General features: G+C 67.6%; 8 protein-coding genes. 6 read left to right on the top strand and 2 right to left on the bottom strand.

Translation table 11 applies throughout. The annotated features are described in order from the left end of the window. Window positions 1-17 precede the first annotated feature (17 nt). From AC5ZH6_RS02090 to AC5ZH6_RS02065, 6 genes are all read left to right on the top strand, one after another. The gene (locus AC5ZH6_RS02090; protein WP_006369248.1) at window positions 18-3,377 is read left to right on the top strand and encodes an arabinosyltransferase domain-containing protein; all 3,360 of its coding nucleotides are present in this window, start codon (window positions 18-20) and stop codon (window positions 3,375-3,377) included. A gap of 76 nt (window positions 3,378-3,453) precedes the next feature. Beyond that, window positions 3,454-6,735: an arabinosyltransferase domain-containing protein gene (locus AC5ZH6_RS02085; RefSeq protein WP_094602148.1), complete on the top strand. Its 3,282-nt coding sequence runs from the start codon at window positions 3,454-3,456 to the stop codon at window positions 6,733-6,735. A 137-nt stretch (window positions 6,736-6,872) separates the two neighbouring features. After that, window positions 6,873-7,415, top strand: a complete 543-nt coding sequence (locus AC5ZH6_RS02080) for a Dps family protein (protein ID WP_079928482.1) — start codon at window positions 6,873-6,875, stop codon at window positions 7,413-7,415. 10 nt (window positions 7,416-7,425) lie between these two features. After that, on the top strand, window positions 7,426-7,701 hold the full coding sequence (locus tag AC5ZH6_RS02075) for a hypothetical protein (protein ID WP_240524079.1): 276 nt from the start codon (window positions 7,426-7,428) through the stop codon (window positions 7,699-7,701). A 156-nt stretch (window positions 7,702-7,857) separates the two neighbouring features. Continuing rightward, entirely contained in the window at window positions 7,858-9,102 is a 1,245-nt protein-coding gene (locus AC5ZH6_RS02070) for a DICT sensory domain-containing protein (RefSeq protein ID WP_094601669.1), read from the top strand. A gap of 86 nt (window positions 9,103-9,188) precedes the next feature. After that, window positions 9,189-9,947, top strand: a complete 759-nt coding sequence (locus tag AC5ZH6_RS02065; protein WP_094601668.1) for a VIT1/CCC1 transporter family protein — start codon at window positions 9,189-9,191, stop codon at window positions 9,945-9,947. A 198-nt stretch (window positions 9,948-10,145) separates the two neighbouring features. On the opposite strand, the gene AC5ZH6_RS02060 is transcribed toward AC5ZH6_RS02065, so the two are convergent. Beyond that, complete coding sequence (locus AC5ZH6_RS02060) at window positions 10,146-11,693, bottom strand: acyl-CoA carboxylase subunit beta (protein WP_094602147.1); 1,548 nt, start codon at window positions 11,691-11,693, stop codon at window positions 10,146-10,148. Window positions 11,694-11,728: 35 nt separating this feature from the next. Continuing rightward, window positions 11,729-17,041, bottom strand: a complete 5,313-nt coding sequence (gene pks13, locus AC5ZH6_RS02055; protein ID WP_094601667.1) for a polyketide synthase Pks13 — start codon at window positions 17,039-17,041, stop codon at window positions 11,729-11,731. Window positions 17,042-17,090: the final 49 nt, after the last annotated feature.

Raw genomic sequence — 17,090 nt, 5'->3', positions numbered from 1 at the left:
ACATAGCATCAGTCATCGTGCCTGCGACAGCGCCGTCTTCACTGTCCGACGCGGACCGGCCGACGGGGTCGCCGACGGTCCGTTCTGCACCGATCACGTTGATCGCCGTCATCGCGGGTGTCGTGGGCGCGGTGCTGTGCGTCATCACCCCGCTGTTGCCGGTGAGCGTGACGCAGGCGTCCTTCGACTGGCCGCAGCATTCGGTGAGCGCGGAGGCGCCGACGCCGTCGGTGACGGCGCCGCTGATCGCGCAGACGGCCGAGTCCCTCGACGTCACGATCGACTGCGCCGTGCTGCGCGGCCTGCCTGCCGCCGGCGGCGTGGTGCTCGCGACGATGCCGACGACCGCTCCCGATTCGAAGGCCAAGGCCCTGTATGTGACGGCGAGCCGGGATGCGGTGTCGGTGACGTTCCGCAACGTGGCGGCCGCCTCGATCCCGCGCGCCGAGCTGGCCGCGTGCGCTCGGCTCCATGCGTTCTCCTCGGCGACCGCGACGGGAGCGCAGTTCGTCGGGCCGGGCGGCGCACGTGTCGGCAACGCAGCCGGCGATCTCGGCGCCGACGCTCGACCGCAGATCGACGGGATGTTCACCGATCTGTCCACCGCGCAGGTGCTGGCCGCCGGGTCGGGGGTGCGGGCGCACGTGCAGATCGACAATCGGTACGAGAGCACGCCGTCGGTGCTGAAGCTGTTGGTGATGATCCTCGCGGTGCTCTGCGTCGTGGTGTCCCTCGGGGCGTTGTTCTGGTTGGACCGACTCGGCGGATATCGCAGGCGGGTCGGTGCCCGCACCCGATGGGCGCGGCGGCTGCGTCCATCGCCGATCGATCTCGTGGTGACCGCGGTGTTGGGCGTGTGGACGTTGTTGGGTGCGGGGACACCCGACGACGGTTACATCCTGAACATGGGGCGCACCGCGGGTTCGTTCGGTTACCTCTCGGATTACTACCGTTTCTACGGGATCCCGGAGGCGCCGTTCGACTGGTATTACGCCTTCCTGGGGCATTGGTCGGCGCTCTCGCCTGCACTGTTGTGGATGTTGGTGCCGCAACTCGTTGCGGGACTGGCGAGTTGGTTCGTCCTGAGTCGGGTGTTGTTGCCGCGACTCGGTGGCGCCGTGAGCCGTTCTCGGTGGGCGATGTGGTCGGCGGCGTTGGTGTTCGCAGCATTCTGGCTGCCGTTCTGCAGTGGGTTGCGCAGCGAGTCGGTAATCGTTCTGGGATCGCTGGTGAGCTGGTGGGCCGCCGAGAAGGCCATCGCCACACGGGCTCTGCTCCCGGCCGCACTCGCCGCCATCGCCGCCGGGTTCACCCTCGCGCTGGCCCCGCAGGGCCTCATCGGGGTGGCCATCCTGATCGTCGCGGCACGGCCGTTGCTGCACATCCTGCTGGTCCGGCGGCGCGAGGAGGGTCTGGCGCCGTTGGTCGCGCCGATCGTCGCGGCCGGGGTGCTGGTGCTCGTCGTCGTCTTCCGTGATCAGACAGTGGCGACGGTGATCGAGGCGATCAAGGTCCGGTATGCGACCGGGCCGGTGATCGACTGGAATCAGGAGTATCTGCGCTACTACTTCTTGACGGTCAACACCAAGGACGGCGCCCTGACGCGGCGGGTGCCGGTGCTGTTGTTGCTGGCGGCGTTGATCGTGACGGTGGCGGTCATGTTGCGGCGCAGCCGGATCAGTGGGGTGGCGCCGGGTCCCGCGTGGCGGTTGATCGGGGCCGTCGGGGTGAGCTTGCTGTTGCTGGCGTTCACCCCGACCAAGTGGACCATCCAGTTCGGGATCTTCGCCGGTCTCGGTGCGGCGCTGGCCGCCACCGCGACGGTGGCGGTCGCCCAGTCGGCGGCGCGCTCCACGCGCAACCTGACGGTGTTCGTCTCCGGATTGTTCTTCGCGCTCGCTGCGGCGATGGCCGGCAAGAACGCCTGGCCGTATGCCTACGAGTACGGCATCTCGTGGTTCGATCGGGCGCCGGTGGTGGCCGGTATCGGGGTGTCGACGATCTTCCTGGTGCTCGCGGTTGTCGCTGCGGCACTTGCGGTGTGGCAACACCTGCGTCTGGATTACGTCGCCAATCGCGGACTCGCGCACGGCGACGGGCACAGCCGCGCCGATCGCCGGCGCCTGGTTGTCGCGTCGTCGCCGATCGCCATCATCGCGACGCTGATGGTGATCTCCGAGGTGATGGTGTTCGCCAAGGCGGTGGCGGTCCGGTATCCCGCGTTCACGGTGTTCGGCGAGAATCTGAACACGGTGCGCGGCGACAGTTGTGGCATGGCCGACAAGGTTCTGGTGGAGTCGGACCCCAACGCGAACATGTTGCGCCCGGCGGGCGGTGAGACGGCGTCGGCGGCGTTGTCGGGCACGCGATCCGGTGCGACGTCGGTCGGCTTCTCCCCCGACGGTGTTCCTGACGATCTCTCACCCAAGCCCGGTAGTGCTCGTCCCGGTCAGATGAATGTGGCCGCACCCTTCTCCCAGCCGTTCGCCATCACCGGCGGGCTCGGAGCGGGGACCACCGGCGGGCGCGGACCGCGGACGGTCAACGGCTCCACCGCCGCGCTCCCGTATGGTCTCGACCCCGCGACGACGCCGGTGCTCGGCAGTTACGGTTACAACGGCGAAGCCCGGCTGACCACCGACTGGTACGACCTGCCGGAGCGCAATTCGACTCCGCTGCTGGTGTTCTCGGCCGCCGGATCGGTGGCGAGCATCGACATGTTCGGGGTGTACATCTTCGGCCGGCAGGTGGTGGTGCAGTTCGGCAGGCCGGGACCGGACGGCTCCTTCGAGCAGGTCGGTCCCGACGCGTTGCCGATCGATCCCGGGCCGGTGATCGCGAATCGGCCGTGGCGCAATCTCCGGGTGCCGATGGCGGCGGCACCGCCGGCGGCCACGGTGATGCGGCTGTCACTGCTCGACGACAATCTCGGCGAGGATCAGTTCTTGGTGATCACCCCTCCGCGGGCGCCGAAGCTGGCGACGCTGCAACAGCTTGTCGGTTCCGATGCGCCGACGCTGATCGACTTCAGTGTGGCCGCGCACTTCCCGTGCCAGCAGCCGTTGCAGGTCACCCACGGGGTCGCGCAGGTGCCGCGATGGCGCATCCAACCCGACTTCGTGACCGCGAACTCGCAGTCGAAGACCTGGGAAGACGGCGATGACGGTGGTCTCCTGGCGATTTCGGAGGGCACGACGTCGGCGCAGACGGTGCCGACATATCTGTCCGGCGACTGGTACCAGGGTTGGGGAGCACTGGAGAAACTCACACCGCTGGTCGCCGGAGCGCCCGCCGCCGCGCTGACCGTCGGCACGAGCACGCGGTGGGGCTGGGCTCGAACGGGATCGATCAGGGTGGAGTCGTCGGATGACCAGTGAGGATCGGCAGACCGATGTCGTCGAAGGGACACCGGGTATTCGGACCTGGGGTACTCGGATACCCGGTGGTCACGGTGTGCGGATCGCCGCAGCGGTCACCGGACTTCTGGGCTTTCTGCTCGCGGTCCTCACCCCGCTGCTACCGGTGAACCAGTCCACGGCCGAACTGAATTGGCCGCAGGGATCGGCGGTCGGCAACGTCGCCGCGCCGCTGGTGGCCTTCGTCCCGATCGACATGGACGTCGCGGTGCCGTGCTCGCCGGCCGCCGAGTTGCCGGCGTCGGGCGGGGTGTTGCTCTCGACGCTGCCCGAGGGCGGGCAACAGGCGTCGGCGCGAGCGCTGTTCATCCGGGCGACCCCCGATGCCCTGGTGGTCACCGACCGCGACGTGGTCCTGTTGACCACCCCGCGTGCGGCTGCACAGTCGAATCCGAACTGCCGCATCCTCTTCCATGCCGACGGCACCGGTGTCTCGGCGCGCTTCGCCGACGGTCCCGGGTCGGCGTCATCGGCGCCGGCCTTGCCCGGCGACGGCCAGCACACCTTCTCGGTACCCGATCAGCAGATGCGCCCGCAGATCGTCGGCGTCTACACCGATCTCCCGGCGACGGCACCCCGCGAGGGTCTACGCCTGCACGCCACCATCGACACCCGGTATGTGAACTCCCCGACCACACTCAAGATCCTCGCCATCGTCGCAGGTATCGTTCTGACGATCGCGTCGTTGGTGTTCCTGGGCGTTCTCGACCATCGGGATGGTCGGGGGCACAAGCGTTTCCTGCCGTCGGGGTGGTGGACGATTCGCCCGCCCGACGTCGTGGTGTTCGTGATCCTGGCGTTCTGGTGGATCGCCGGCGCCAACACCTCCGACGACGGCTACAACCTCACGGTCGGCCGGATCACCGGTGCCGCCGGGTACGCCGACAATTACTTCCGCTACTTCGGGGTACCGCAGGACCCGTTCGGCTGGCACTTCCAGGTCATCGCCGCGATGACCCATGTCAGTCTCGCGGCGCCGTGGATGCGGTTGCCCGCGTTCGCTCTCGGCCTGCTCGGTTGGTGGTTGATCTCGCGTGAGGTGATTCCGCGGTTGGGTCGCGCGGTGCGTCACAGCACCCCTGCGGTGTGGTCGGCGGCCTTCGTCTACCTCGCGATCTGGTTGCCGTACAACAACGGTCTGCGTCCCGAACCCGGCGAGGCGGTGGGCGCGCTGCTGACGTGGTGTTGCGTCGAGCGTGCGATCGCCACGCGCCGGTTGCTGCCGTACGCGGTCGCGGTGATCACCGCGGCGTTCACCCTGGCACTCGCGCCCGGTGGCCTGATGGCGGTGGCGGCCCTGCTCGCCGGCGTCCGGCCGATGGTCAAGGCCGTGGTGACCCGACGACGCCGTGACGGTCTGGTGCCGATGCTGGCGCCGATCCTCGCCGCGGGTACCGCGGTGCTGTTCGAGATCTTTGCTGCACAGCCGCTGATGCCGCTGCTCGTCGGGAATCAGGTCGCCACCGACGTCGGCCCGACCCTGGAGTGGTGGGAAGAGCCGGTCCGGTACTACTACCTGATCCTGCCCACCGCCGACGGTACGTTGACCCGGCGCTTCGGAATTCTGGTGATGATCCTGTGCCTGGTGGTCGTGCTACTGCGGCTGTTGCGCCGTGTTCATCCGAACGGCGTTGCCCGCGCACCGATCTGGCGGCTGATCGCCGTAACCCTGGGCACCATGTTCTTCATCTCGTTCACACCCACCAAGTGGACCCACCACTTCGGTGTGTACGCCGGCATCGCCGGTGGTCTGGCCGCCGCGGCCGGGGCCATGATGGCGCCGGCCATCCTGCGCTCACGCCGCAACCGAACCTTCTTCGCCGCAGCGCTTCTCGCAGTGACCGGCATTTCTTTCACCGGCACCAACGGGTGGTGGTTCGTCGGTAGTTACGGGGTCCCGTGGTGGGATCGGCCGCCGTCGTTGGGCGGCGTGCAGTTCGGCTGGGTGTTCCTGGTCCTCGCGGTGATCACCGCGGCGGTCGGGCTGTGGTTCCACTTCCGCGACGACTACGTCGACGAGCCGACCCGCACGGGCCACTCCGACCACTGGTACTCGCGGCTGAAATTCTCACCGCTACCGGTCATCTCGTGCTTCGTCATCGTGTTCACCGTCGCCACCTTCGCCAAGGGCGCCTACGCGCAGCGCGATTCGTTCTCCTGGCTGAACTCCAACGTGCGCGCGCTCACCGGCAACTCGTGCGGTCTGGCCGACGACGTGCTCGTGGAGGCGAACCCGAACACCGGTCTGCTGCGCCCGGTTGCCGTCGACGGCCGTCCGGCGCCCGACACCTCCGCCGCGCTTGCCGGTACCCCGACCGGCGTGCCACCGAATGGATTCTCCCCCAACGGTATTCCGAACCAGCTCAGTGTCGACACCACCGAGGACGACAGCGCGTCGTCGGCGACCAACAGTGCGCAATCGGGGGCCGGCGCCAACGAGTCCTCGTCGTCGGACGACTCCGCACAGGGCGGCACCGCAGGCGGACAGGGCGCACGAGGTATCAACGGGTCGACGGTGCAGTTGCCCTTCGGATTGAGCCCGTCACAGACCCCGGTTCTGGGCACCTACGGATCGCCGACGGGGACCGCAAGCCTGACCACATCCTGGTATTCGATGCCGGCACCCTCGGATGCGGCACCGTTGTTGACGATCGCGGTCGCCGGATCGGTGCAGTCCACCGACGGGGTCGGCGTCGTCCATCCCGGCCAGCAGGTGATCGCCCGGTTCGGCCGGCTCGGTGCCGACGGACGTGTGATCCCACTGGGCACGATGACGCCACTCGATATCGGCGAGGCGCCGACCTGGCGCAATCTACGCTTCCCCCTGGCAAATTCGCCGGCACGAGCCGACGTCGTGCGCATCGAGGTCCGCGACACCGCCGGTGCGCCCGCCGAATGGGTGGCACTCACCCCGCCGCGGATCACCACCATGGCCACCCTCGACGACGTCGTCGGACGCACCGATCCGGTGTTCATCGACTGGCTGCCCGGCATGGTGTTCCCCTGCCAGCAGCCGATGGCCGTGAAAAACGGTGTGCTGCAGGTACCCCGGTGGCGGATCATGCCCGACGCCGACGCAACCCGCAAGAACAGCCAGACGTGGATGGCCGGTACGGCAGGTGGACCACTCGGCATCACCGAGGCCATGCTCACCCCCACCCTGTTGCCGACGTATCTGCGCAACAACTGGGCGCGCGACTGGGGTGGCCTGCAACGATTCACCGAAATCGATCCGGCACCACCGGCACGGCTCGACCTCGGCACCGCCCGGAGGTCGGGGCTCTACAACCCGGCACCGATGCGCTCGAGCGGATATTGACCACCGCCGGCTGACCACTGCCGGCGCCGCTCGACGCCAAACCCGCGGCGTTATCCGATCGTTACCGACCATTTCGGTTCCGTGACGCATGACGGAGCCGGCTTGGGCACACCTCGCGCCGGCCATAGCGTTGCGGCATGACCACATTCACCGCTCCCGGACTCAGCAGCGAAACCGCTTCTACCGTCACGAAGATCCTGCAGGAGCGTCTCAGTGCGCTCAACGATCTGCACCTCACCCTCAAGCATGTGCACTGGAACGTCGTCGGCGCGAACTTCATCGGCGTGCACGAGATGATCGATCCGCAGGTCGAGTTGGTCCGTGGCTACGCCGACACCATCGCCGAGCGCATCGCCACCCTCGGCGAATCCCCGCACGGCACGGCCAAGGCGATCGAGGCCGACCGTTCGTGGGACGACTACTCGATCGGTCGCGACACCGCGCAGGCGCACCTCGGCGCACTGAACCTGGTGTACGACGGTTTCATCACCTCCCAGCGCGATGCGATCGCCACCACCGGCGAACTCGATCCCGTGACCGAGGACATCCTGATCGGTCAGACCGCCGAGCTGGAGAAGTTCCAGTGGTTCGTTCGCGCGCACCTCGAGAGCTACACCGGCGACCTCGCGACGGCCGGCCAGACCACCGAGGCCGACGCCGCAGCCGCGGCTCGCAGCTGAAAACCTGCTCATGCCATCCGATTCCGCTCCTGCGGCCGCGGATACCCGCCATCCGGCCATGATCCACCCCGCCGCCGGTGATGCCGAGGTCTCCGCGACCCCGGCGTCACCGGACTCCGGGGAGTCCCGCGTCGGCTTCTGGTGGTGGGCCATGACCGTGGCGGTCATCATCTGGATGACCGTGATGGCCGTGGGCTTCGTCGGCTCGATCCTGCTCGCCCTGGCCCTCGTCGGGTTCTTTGTTATCCTGGCCGCAGGCACGGTGTTCGCACTGTCCCGGCTCTGAGCGTCACATCGGAGTACCGGGAGTCGATGGATTTCCTCTGCCGGTACTCCGGATGTGAAGCCAACCGCATCCCACCCGTCTGGTCCGTTGAGTCCGAACGCTTACGAGTTGAGTCAGGACATCGCGGCCACGAGAGGCAGATGGACGTGGTAATCGATGACATCCCAGCCTGGTCAGATCGCAGCGGAGAGCGGATTCACCCTCTTCGATGATCTGGAGCTCCACATGCAATTCGCACCGGTGTGTCGATTGCACGACGGCGCCGTCGCCGCCGTCGAACTCACCCTGCGTGGTCCCACCGGGACGCGCCTGGGTACTGCGCGAGCACTGCGTCGCGCTGCCCGTCTGATGGAACAACACCAGGTCCTCGACCGCCGCAGGAACGAATACGCGGCCACGCCGACGGCGCAGTCGATCGCCAAGATCCTGCCGTTGCTGGTGCCTATGGACCTCGAACTCATCGACGGCCTCGACGACGACACCCGCGAACGGCTCGAGCAGCGAGTGCTCGTCGTGCTCCCCGACGCCGTCGAACGCAGCCCCCAGCGCACTCTGGCGCGCGTGGCCCGGGCGCGACGGGAAGGGCGCATCGTCTGTGTTGACGGCCTGTTCAGCAGCGATCAGGCGGCGACGCTGCTGTCGCTCGTCGAACCCGACATCGTGATCACCGGCGCCGATCTGCTCGAGGCCGTCATCGCACCCGACGGCACCAACCCCGATCCGGCGCGACTGGCGCACACCCTTGCCGCGCACACCGAGCGCTCCCACGCCGTCGTCATCGCCGACGGCGTCGACACCGAGGCCAAACGCGTCGCCGCGATGACCCTGGGCGCATCGTTCGGGACAGGCGCGCTGTATCCGTCCGTCGAGTCACCGGCGGCGCTGCAGACCGCGACCGTCGTCGCACTGCCCGAGCTGCCCGTGTGGTCGACGCCGCCGCCCGAGGCGGCCACGCCCTACGCCATCGCCTCGGCGTCGCTGACGCCGCGGCTGGGCAACAAACGGCTGCTGATCGAGATGAGCAAGGCACTCGAGGAGCAGGCAGCGATCGGCGGTGCCGCCGTCGTCGTCGGGACCTTCCAGCACGCCCGGCATTTCACCGAGCGCACCGCAGCACGCTGGCGTGCCATGTCCGAACGGACCGGGCTGGCCGGCGTGTACGGGGTCGATCTCGTCGACGTCCGCGACGGTAACGTGCATCGCGCGCCATTGGCCCCCGACGACGACCTGGTCGAGGAGTGGAACGTCGCCGTGCTCGGTCCGCACTTCGCCGCGCTGCTCTCGGCGCGCGATCAGCACTGCGGCGCAGACGATCTGGATCGCACCTTCGACTTCGTCCAGAGTTACGACCGGCTCACCGTCACGCAGGCGGTGCATTCGATCCTGCAACGCTTCGCCTGAATCACCCGCCCTGCGCGGGCATGCCACCGGTGATGCTCAGCCTCACCTTGCTTGCGCAGCGCGGCTTTCGGCGTTTAGGTGGGTCCATGACCCCTCTCGACGGCGCGGCTGCCGAGCACGATCCGGCAGAGCCGCCGCATCAGCATTCGGGCGAACCCCATGCCGGGGGATCGCTGTCGAATCGCCTCAACTGGTTACGCGCCGGCGTGCTCGGTGCAAACGACGGCATCGTCTCCACCGCGGGAATCGTGATCGGCGTGGCCGCCGCAACCACCGACCGGGGACCGATCTTCACTGCGGGGATCGCCGGGCTCGCGGCCGGGGCGGTGTCGATGGCGCTCGGTGAGTACGTGTCGGTGAGTACCCAGCGTGACACCGAGGAAGCGTTGTTGGCCAAGGAGAGCCGCGAGCTCCGGGAGCAGCCGCAGGCGGAATTTGACGAGCTCGTCGGTTTGTACGAGGAAAAGGGACTCACGCACGAGACCGCATGCCGCGTGGCCACCGAGCTCACCGCCCGTGACGCTTTCGAGGCCCACGTCGACGTCGAACTCGGGATCGACCCCGACGAACTGACCAACCCGTGGCAGGCGGCCGCGTCGTCGGCAGTGTCGTTTCTCAGCGGAGCGCTGCTGCCGCTGCTGGCGATCCTGATCCCGTCGGCATCGCTGCGCATCCCGATCACCTTCGCCGCGGTCGTCGCGGCGCTGGCGATCACCGGATTCACCGGCGCTCGGCTCGGCGGCTCGTCACCCTGGCGACCGGTGTGCCGCGTCGTGGTCGGTGGCGCGATAGCGATGATCGTGACGTTCGCGATCGGTCGCCTCGTCGGGCATGCGGTGGGGTGAGCGGCGGACGGAACCAGCACCAGAGCAAGGGGTCTCGAGGCCCGGCGCCTGGGGCGCCGGGCACCTCGACCAGCGGGGGAAGGACCTCCCCCAAGACCGATGGTCGAGGTGCGAGGAGCGATGGCGACGAGCCTCGAGACCGCCTGCAGCGGTGCTGGATCCGAACCACCGCACCCCGAGCGCACGCGACGAAAACCGTCAGATCGGCATCAGGAAGTGCTTGCGCGGGGTGCGGATCGTCTGCTTGTCCCGCAACTGCGCCAACGCCTTTCGTAGCTGAAGGCGGGTTTCGGCAGGTTCGATGACGGCATCGATGTAGCCGCGCTCGGCGGCGAGGTACGGCGTGGCCATCATCGTGTTGTAGAAGTCGATGAAATCGCGGCGTACCTTATCGGCCTCGGCCGCCGACATGCCCTCGGTCTGGCGACGGGTGAGTACCGCTGCCGCCGACTCGGCACCCATCACCGCGATCTTGGCCGAGGGCCACGCGAAGTTGAGGTCGGCGCCGAGTTGCTTGGAGCCCATCACCGCGTACGCACCGCCGTAGGCTTTGCGCAGCACCACGGTGATCTTGGGGACGTCCGCCTCGACGTAGGCGTAGAGGAAGCGGCCCGAGCGTCGGATCGTCGCCTTCTGCTCCTCGGCCAGGCCCGGAAGGATGCCCGGGGTGTCGACGAGAAAGATCAGCGGGATGCCGAACGCGTTGCAGATGCGGACGAATCGCGCCGCCTTCTCCGACGAGTCGGTGTCGAGGGTGCCCGCCATCACGCTCGGCTGGTTGGCGACCACCCCGACGGCATGACCGTCGACGCGCGCATATCCGGTGATGATGTTGGGGGCGAACAACTCTCCGACCTCAAGGAACGCACCGTCGTCGAACAGCTTGATGATGATGTCGTGCATGTCGTAACCGGCGTTGTCGTAGTCCGGCATGAACGAGTTCAGCGAGAGATCGGAGTCGGTGATCTCGGGCTCGAGCCCGGGATTGATCACCGGCGGCTTCTCGTAGCAGCTCGACGGCATGTACTGCAGATACTCGCGGACCCACTCGAACGCGGTCTTCTCGTCGGCGGCGACATGATGGATGTTGCCCCACCGCGCCTGATTGTGCGCGCTGCCGAGGTCCTCGGCCGAGATCTCTTCTCCCGTGGTCTGTTTGATGATGTCAGGGCCGGTGACGAACATGTACGACTTGTCCTCGACGGCGACGAGGATGTCGGTGTTGGCCGGGGTGTACACCGCGCCACCGGCGCACTTGCCGAGGATGATCGAGATCTGCGGCGCGAGTCCGGACAGCAGGTCGTTGCGCCGGCCCATCTCGGCGTACCAGGCCAGCGAGGTCACCGCGTCCTGGATGCGCGCGCCGGCCGAGTCGTTGATGCCGACCATCGGGCACCCGATCTTGCCGGCCCACTCCATCAGCGCAGACACCTTGCGGCCGAACATCTCTCCGACGGTGCCGCCGTGCACCGACTGGTCGTGGGAGAACGCCGCCACCGGACGCCCGTGTACCAGGCCGTGACCGGTCACCACGCCGTCGCCGTATCCGGTCTCGGCGGCGCCGGGCATCTTGGCCAGGGCACCGATCTCGATGAAGGTACCCGGGTCGAAGAGCATCGCCAGCCGCTCACGCGGGGAGAAGATGCCCTTCTTCGCACGCTTGGCGACCGCCTTCTCCCCGGCCGGCTCCTTGGCGAGTTCGAGCTTGGCCCTCAGGTCGGCGAGTTTGGCTGCGGTGGTGTCCATGTGATCCTCTGCGTGGTCCGCGGTGTCGCGGTCTGTCACTTGCTGGTGGTGGAACCGACGGTACCGAGTCGGCGGGTCAGGTCGGCTCCGATTCTGCCGATATACGGCTCATCGACGATCGACAGGTGATCGCCGCCGATGTGGATGATCTCGAGGTCGTCGACCACCTCACCCCACCGACCGTCTTCGTCGATCTCCGCCCACTGCGGCTCGAGTTCGATTGCGCCGTCGTGCATCTTGTCGGCGCGGTACAACACGACCTTGCCGCCGTAGGGCGTCGGAGCGATGTTGGTGAGCGCACGGTTGTCGATGAACGAGGTGCGCTGGTGCTCGATGATGCCGCCGGGGATCTTGGTGCCCGACATCGACATCATCTCCATGATGATCGCGAACTGCCCCTCGTCGTCGGCCTCGACGAGCCGATCCATCGGGATCGGGATGTCGGCGTCGAGATCGTAGTTGCGGATCGCGAAGTCCTTCCAGCGCTCCAGTCGAGCCCGCTTGGTGTCGGGGGTCTCCACGACATCGTGGCGGGGACGGACGACGTCGATGAGACCGACGAAGTCGACCTCCTCGCCCTCGTCGCGCAACACCTGCGCGGCACCATAGGCGAGCGCGCCGCCGAGCGACCAGCCGACCAGAACGTACGGGCCATGCGGCTGTAGCTCGCGCAGGCGTGGCATGTATTGCCGCACACGCTCTTCGATGCTGCCCTCGACCCTGTCGAAACCGATGACCGGCACCGAGTCCGGCAGCCGCTTGAGTAGCGCCTCGTACGCCGCGGTGTTACCGCCGGCGGGATGGAACAGCAGCACCGGCGTCGGATCACCGGCCTGCGGGTCGTAGGTCTTCTTCCCGTCGATCAGTCGCAGGTAGCGCACGAATCCGTCGGTGTCGGCGGCCGCGTCGAGGAACTCGCGAACATAGTTCGACATCTCCTCGATGGTCTCCGAATCGAGGATGTCCTCCACGTCGATGTCACCACCGGTGCGCTCGTTGAGCTTGTCGGTGAGAGCTTGTGCCACATCCTCTTCGAGGACCGGCAGCTTGTTGAAGATGCCGCCGGCCGAGCGCTTGGTGACCACCGCATACACCCCGAAGGTGAGCCGTTCGGCGGCGTCACGCGGCGGGACGTCGGAGCCCGCGGCCTCGGCGACCGCGGCCTGCGAGGTGAGGTCGGCGGGAGCCGGAGCGCTGTCGGCGGCAGCGGGAGCGCTGTCGGCGGCAGCGGGAGCGCTGTCGGCGGGAGCCGGAGCGCTGTCGGCGGTGGCGGGAGCGCTGTCGGCGGGAGCCGGAACGCTGTCGGCGGGAGCCGAAGCGCTGTCGGCGCGTTTGGCATTCTGCTCGTCGATGTAGGCGTTGAGCGCGGCGGTGTCGAGTTCGCCTCCGCCGGCGGCATTCTCGGCGAGGTCGTCGAGTTCGTCACGGTGATGGACCGCGTAGTTCACGAACTTGGAGACATCGGAGAGATTCGCCTGCCGCATGGCCTGAAGTTGCAGCTGCGGGATGTCGAACTCGAACTCGACGCGATTCTTGATGCGCACGGCCATCAACGAATCCAGGCCCAACTCGACGAGCGGGATCTCGCGGGGCAGATCTTCCGGGTCATAGCCCATGGATTCGCCGACGATGATCGCGAGCCGGTCGTCGATCGACTCACCGGACTGCGGGTCCCACTTGTTGCCGATGTCGTCGATGATCTCGTCCTCGACGACCACCGAGTTGTCGATGTAGCCGACCTTGCGCGGATCAATGGCGCCGTCGGCGTTCTGACGAGCGCCGTCGGCGGGTTGGGGGGCGCCGTCGGCGGTACCGGCGACGGTGGCGCCGGTGACGACCGCCTCGAACAGCAGGCGGAAGTTCTTGTCGTGCTTGGCATGCACGGTCACCGACGCACCGCCCGGGTGCGGGCTCAGCGTCGTCGTGAGCGTGCCCTCGCCAACACCGGCACCGATCTCGCCGTGGGCCACCGCGGCACCGACCGTCGCCTCGGTGAGGACCTGCGCGGCCGCGGCACGGACCAGCTCACGCAGGTCGGTGACAGCGCCGGCGTTCACCTCCCAGGCATGTCGCCCGTCGGGCAGCGCCACGTGTGAACCGGGGATCGATCCGCTGCCCCCACCGGAATTCACGGTGGCCTTGAGCCAGTACGGCTTTCGCTCGAAACGGGTGCGCGGGATGTCGGCGAACCCCCGGCCGGCGCCGGTGCCGAACAGCGACGCGACGTCCACGGCGTGACCGTGCACGTACAGCTTCATCAGGGCGTTGATGACACCGAAGCTCTCGTCCTCCTTGCGGCGCAGCGTCTCGATCAGCTCGGCGTTCTGGAGCCCGGCCGAGAACGTCACCGCCGCAACGGAGATCAGGACCGCCGGGTTGGGCGAGAGTTCGAGGAAGGTGCGGTGACCGTTCTCCACCGACTTCGCGATGGCCTGCGAGAACCACACGCTGTGGCGCAGTCCCTTGAGGAAGTAGTCGATGGTGTGCACCGGCTCGTGCCCGGGACGATAGAAGGTCTCGCGGTCCACCGAACTGTAGAAGCCGACGGTCGGGCGGAGCGGTTCGATTCCGGTGAGCTCGTAGGCCAATTCGCCGAGCAGCGGGTCCATTTGCGAGGTGTGGCTCGCACCCTTGGTCTGCAGTTTGCGGCCGAGTTTGCCTTCCTTCTCGGCGCGCTCGACGATGGCGTCGACCTGCGGCTCGGGACCACCGATGACGGTGTGGGTCGGCGCCGCATAGACACAGATCTCGAGATCCGGGTAGTCGACGAGGACGTCGTTGATGTCCTCGGCGGAGTATTCGACGAGGGCCATCAGCCGGATGTCGTCGCCGGTGAGCATTGACTCGCCCTCACCCATGAGACGCGAGCGCTGACAGATCACCCGTGTCGCATCCTCGAGCGAGAGACCACCACTGATGTAGGCAGCCGAGGCCTCGCCCATCGAATGCGGTACCAGCACACCGGGTTGCGCGCCGAAGTGGCGCAAGGTGTCGGCGAGGGCGACCTGGATGGTGTAGATGCCGACCTGGCTGGTCTCGATGCCGTAGGTCTGCGCGTCGTCGAGAAACATCTCGACTATGGAGTATCCGAGTTCACGCTGCACGAGGTGATCGACGCGGTCGGCGTACTTGGCGAAGACCGGGTTCTCGGTGTAGAGCTGCTTGGCCATCTTGCGATGCTGCGACCCGAAGCCGCTCAACAACCACACCGCCGATGCGGCGTCGGGCGAATCTGCCGAGTACACAAGCGGATTGGCCTTGCCCTCGGCCACGGCACGCACACCCTTGACGGCGTCCTCGTGGGAGCGGGCCATCACGACGGCGCGCGACCGTCCGTGGTTGCGGTGGGCAAGCGCACGTCCGATGTCGGCGAGCGGGGTGGCTTGTCCGGCATCGGATTCGAGCCACTCGAGCAGATCGGCGGCGGCCTTGCGGCGCCGTGACGGCAGGAACGCCGAGATCACCAGCGGCACCACCGACCCGTCGACCGCGCAGGGTGCGAAATCGTCGGCCGGATCACGTTCGGCGACAACGGTATCCGCCTCGGGGGCGGCCGACTGTGCGGCGAGCACCGCACGCTCGGCCTCGGTGAGGAAGTCCTCGTCGTCGTCGAGGTCGGCGGCCGGTGTCTCGGCATCGGCCGCATCGGCCAGATCGGCGACGGCGGCCGGTTCTTCGAGGTCGCCCGGGAGTACCTCGCGGACGATGACGTGGGCGTTGGTGCCACCGAAGCCGAATCCGGACACCCCGGCGATGGCGTGCCCGGAGTAGCGCGGCCACTCGGTGATCTCGTCGGTGACCTTGAGTCCGGTCGCCTCGAATTGGATGTAGGGGTTGGGTCCGGAGTAGTTCAGGGAAGCGGGAATCTTGTTGTGCCCCATGGACAACACCACCTTGGCCAGTGCGCCGGCACCGGCTGCGGACTCCATGTGTCCGAAGTTCGTCTTGGCCGATCCGAGCAGCGCGGGGGCGCCGACGACGCGTCCGCGACCGACCACCCGGCCCAGTGCGTCGGCCTCGATCGGATCACCGAGGATGGTGCCGGTGCCGTGCGCCTCGACGTAGTCGACCTGACGCGGATCGAGTGCGGCGTCAGCATACGCCGATCGCAGAACCTCCACCTGCGCTTCGGGATTGGGAGCGAAGATGCCGTTGGAACGGCCGTCGGAGTTGACTGCCGTACCCGAGATCACCGCGAGCACCTGGTCGCCGTCGCGGCGGGCGTCGGCGAGTCGTTTGAGGACGAACAGACCGCCGCCCTCGGAGCGCACCATGCCGTCGGCGTCGGCGGAGAAGGCCTTGATGTGCCCGTCCTTGGCGACCGCGCCGATCGTGTCGAAGCCGACGGTCGCCGCCGGGGTCAGGATCATGTTGACGCCACCGGCCAGGGCTACCTCGGACTCGCCCGAACGCAGGCTCTGCACGGCCTGGTGGACGGCCACCAGCGACGACGAGCATGCGGTGTCGATGGCGACCGACGGGCCGTGGAAGTCGAAGAAGTAGGAGACGCGGTTGGCGATGATCGAGGTGGCGGTGCCGGTCAGGGCGTAGGCCGCGGTCTCGTCGGCGCCCTCACCGAGACCGAGCGCGGCCATCAACTGGTAGTCGTTGGTGGAGGTGCCGACGAAAACGCCGACGCTGCCGCCCTTGAGGTCGCTGGCCGGGATGCGGGCGTGTTCGAGGGCCTCCCACGTCAGTTCCAGCGCGAGCCGCTGCTGCGGGTCGACCATCTCGACCTCGCGCGGGCTCATCTGGAAGAAGTCGGCGTCGAAGGACTTGACGTCGTCGAGGTATCCGCCGCGCAGGTTGCGCTTCTCGAGGACCTCGGCCATTCGCGGGTCGGCCTTGAACTCGGTCCAGCGATCGTCGGGGAGGTCGGAGATGCCGTCACGGCCCTCGATCAGGGCCTCCCACGTCGACTCCGGCGACTGACCGGCCTTCGGGAATCGCGTGGAGAGTCCGACGATGGCGATGTCGTCGGCCTCGCTGCGCTCGCGCTCCCAGAAACGGTCGTCGTCGGCGTCGATGCCCTCGTCGGGATCGCCCTCGATGATGCGCGTCGCCAGCATCGCGATCGTCGGATGGTTGTAGGCGACGGTCGCGGTGAGGATGACGCCGGTCTTGTCCTCGACATCGGCGGCCAGCGCCACCGCGTCGCGTGAGGACAGACCGAACTCCTCCATCGGGCGGTCATCGGAGATCTGATCGGCCGGCACACCGGTGGCCTGCGCCACCCAGTCACGCAACCAGTCGCGTAGCTCGGAGACGGTCAGCCCACCGGCGGTCTCCCCGTCGGTGCTGGTGGCGTCGACCTGGTTGTTCGGCTCGTCGTTATTCAGTTCAGACATCGTTTCTCAGGGTACTTGGCGACGGCTCGATGGCCGCTCGGGTTCGTGA

This window comes from Gordonia sp. YC-XJ4 (assembly GCF_059511865.1).
This window is presented reverse-complemented; position numbering and strand designations above follow the sequence as displayed.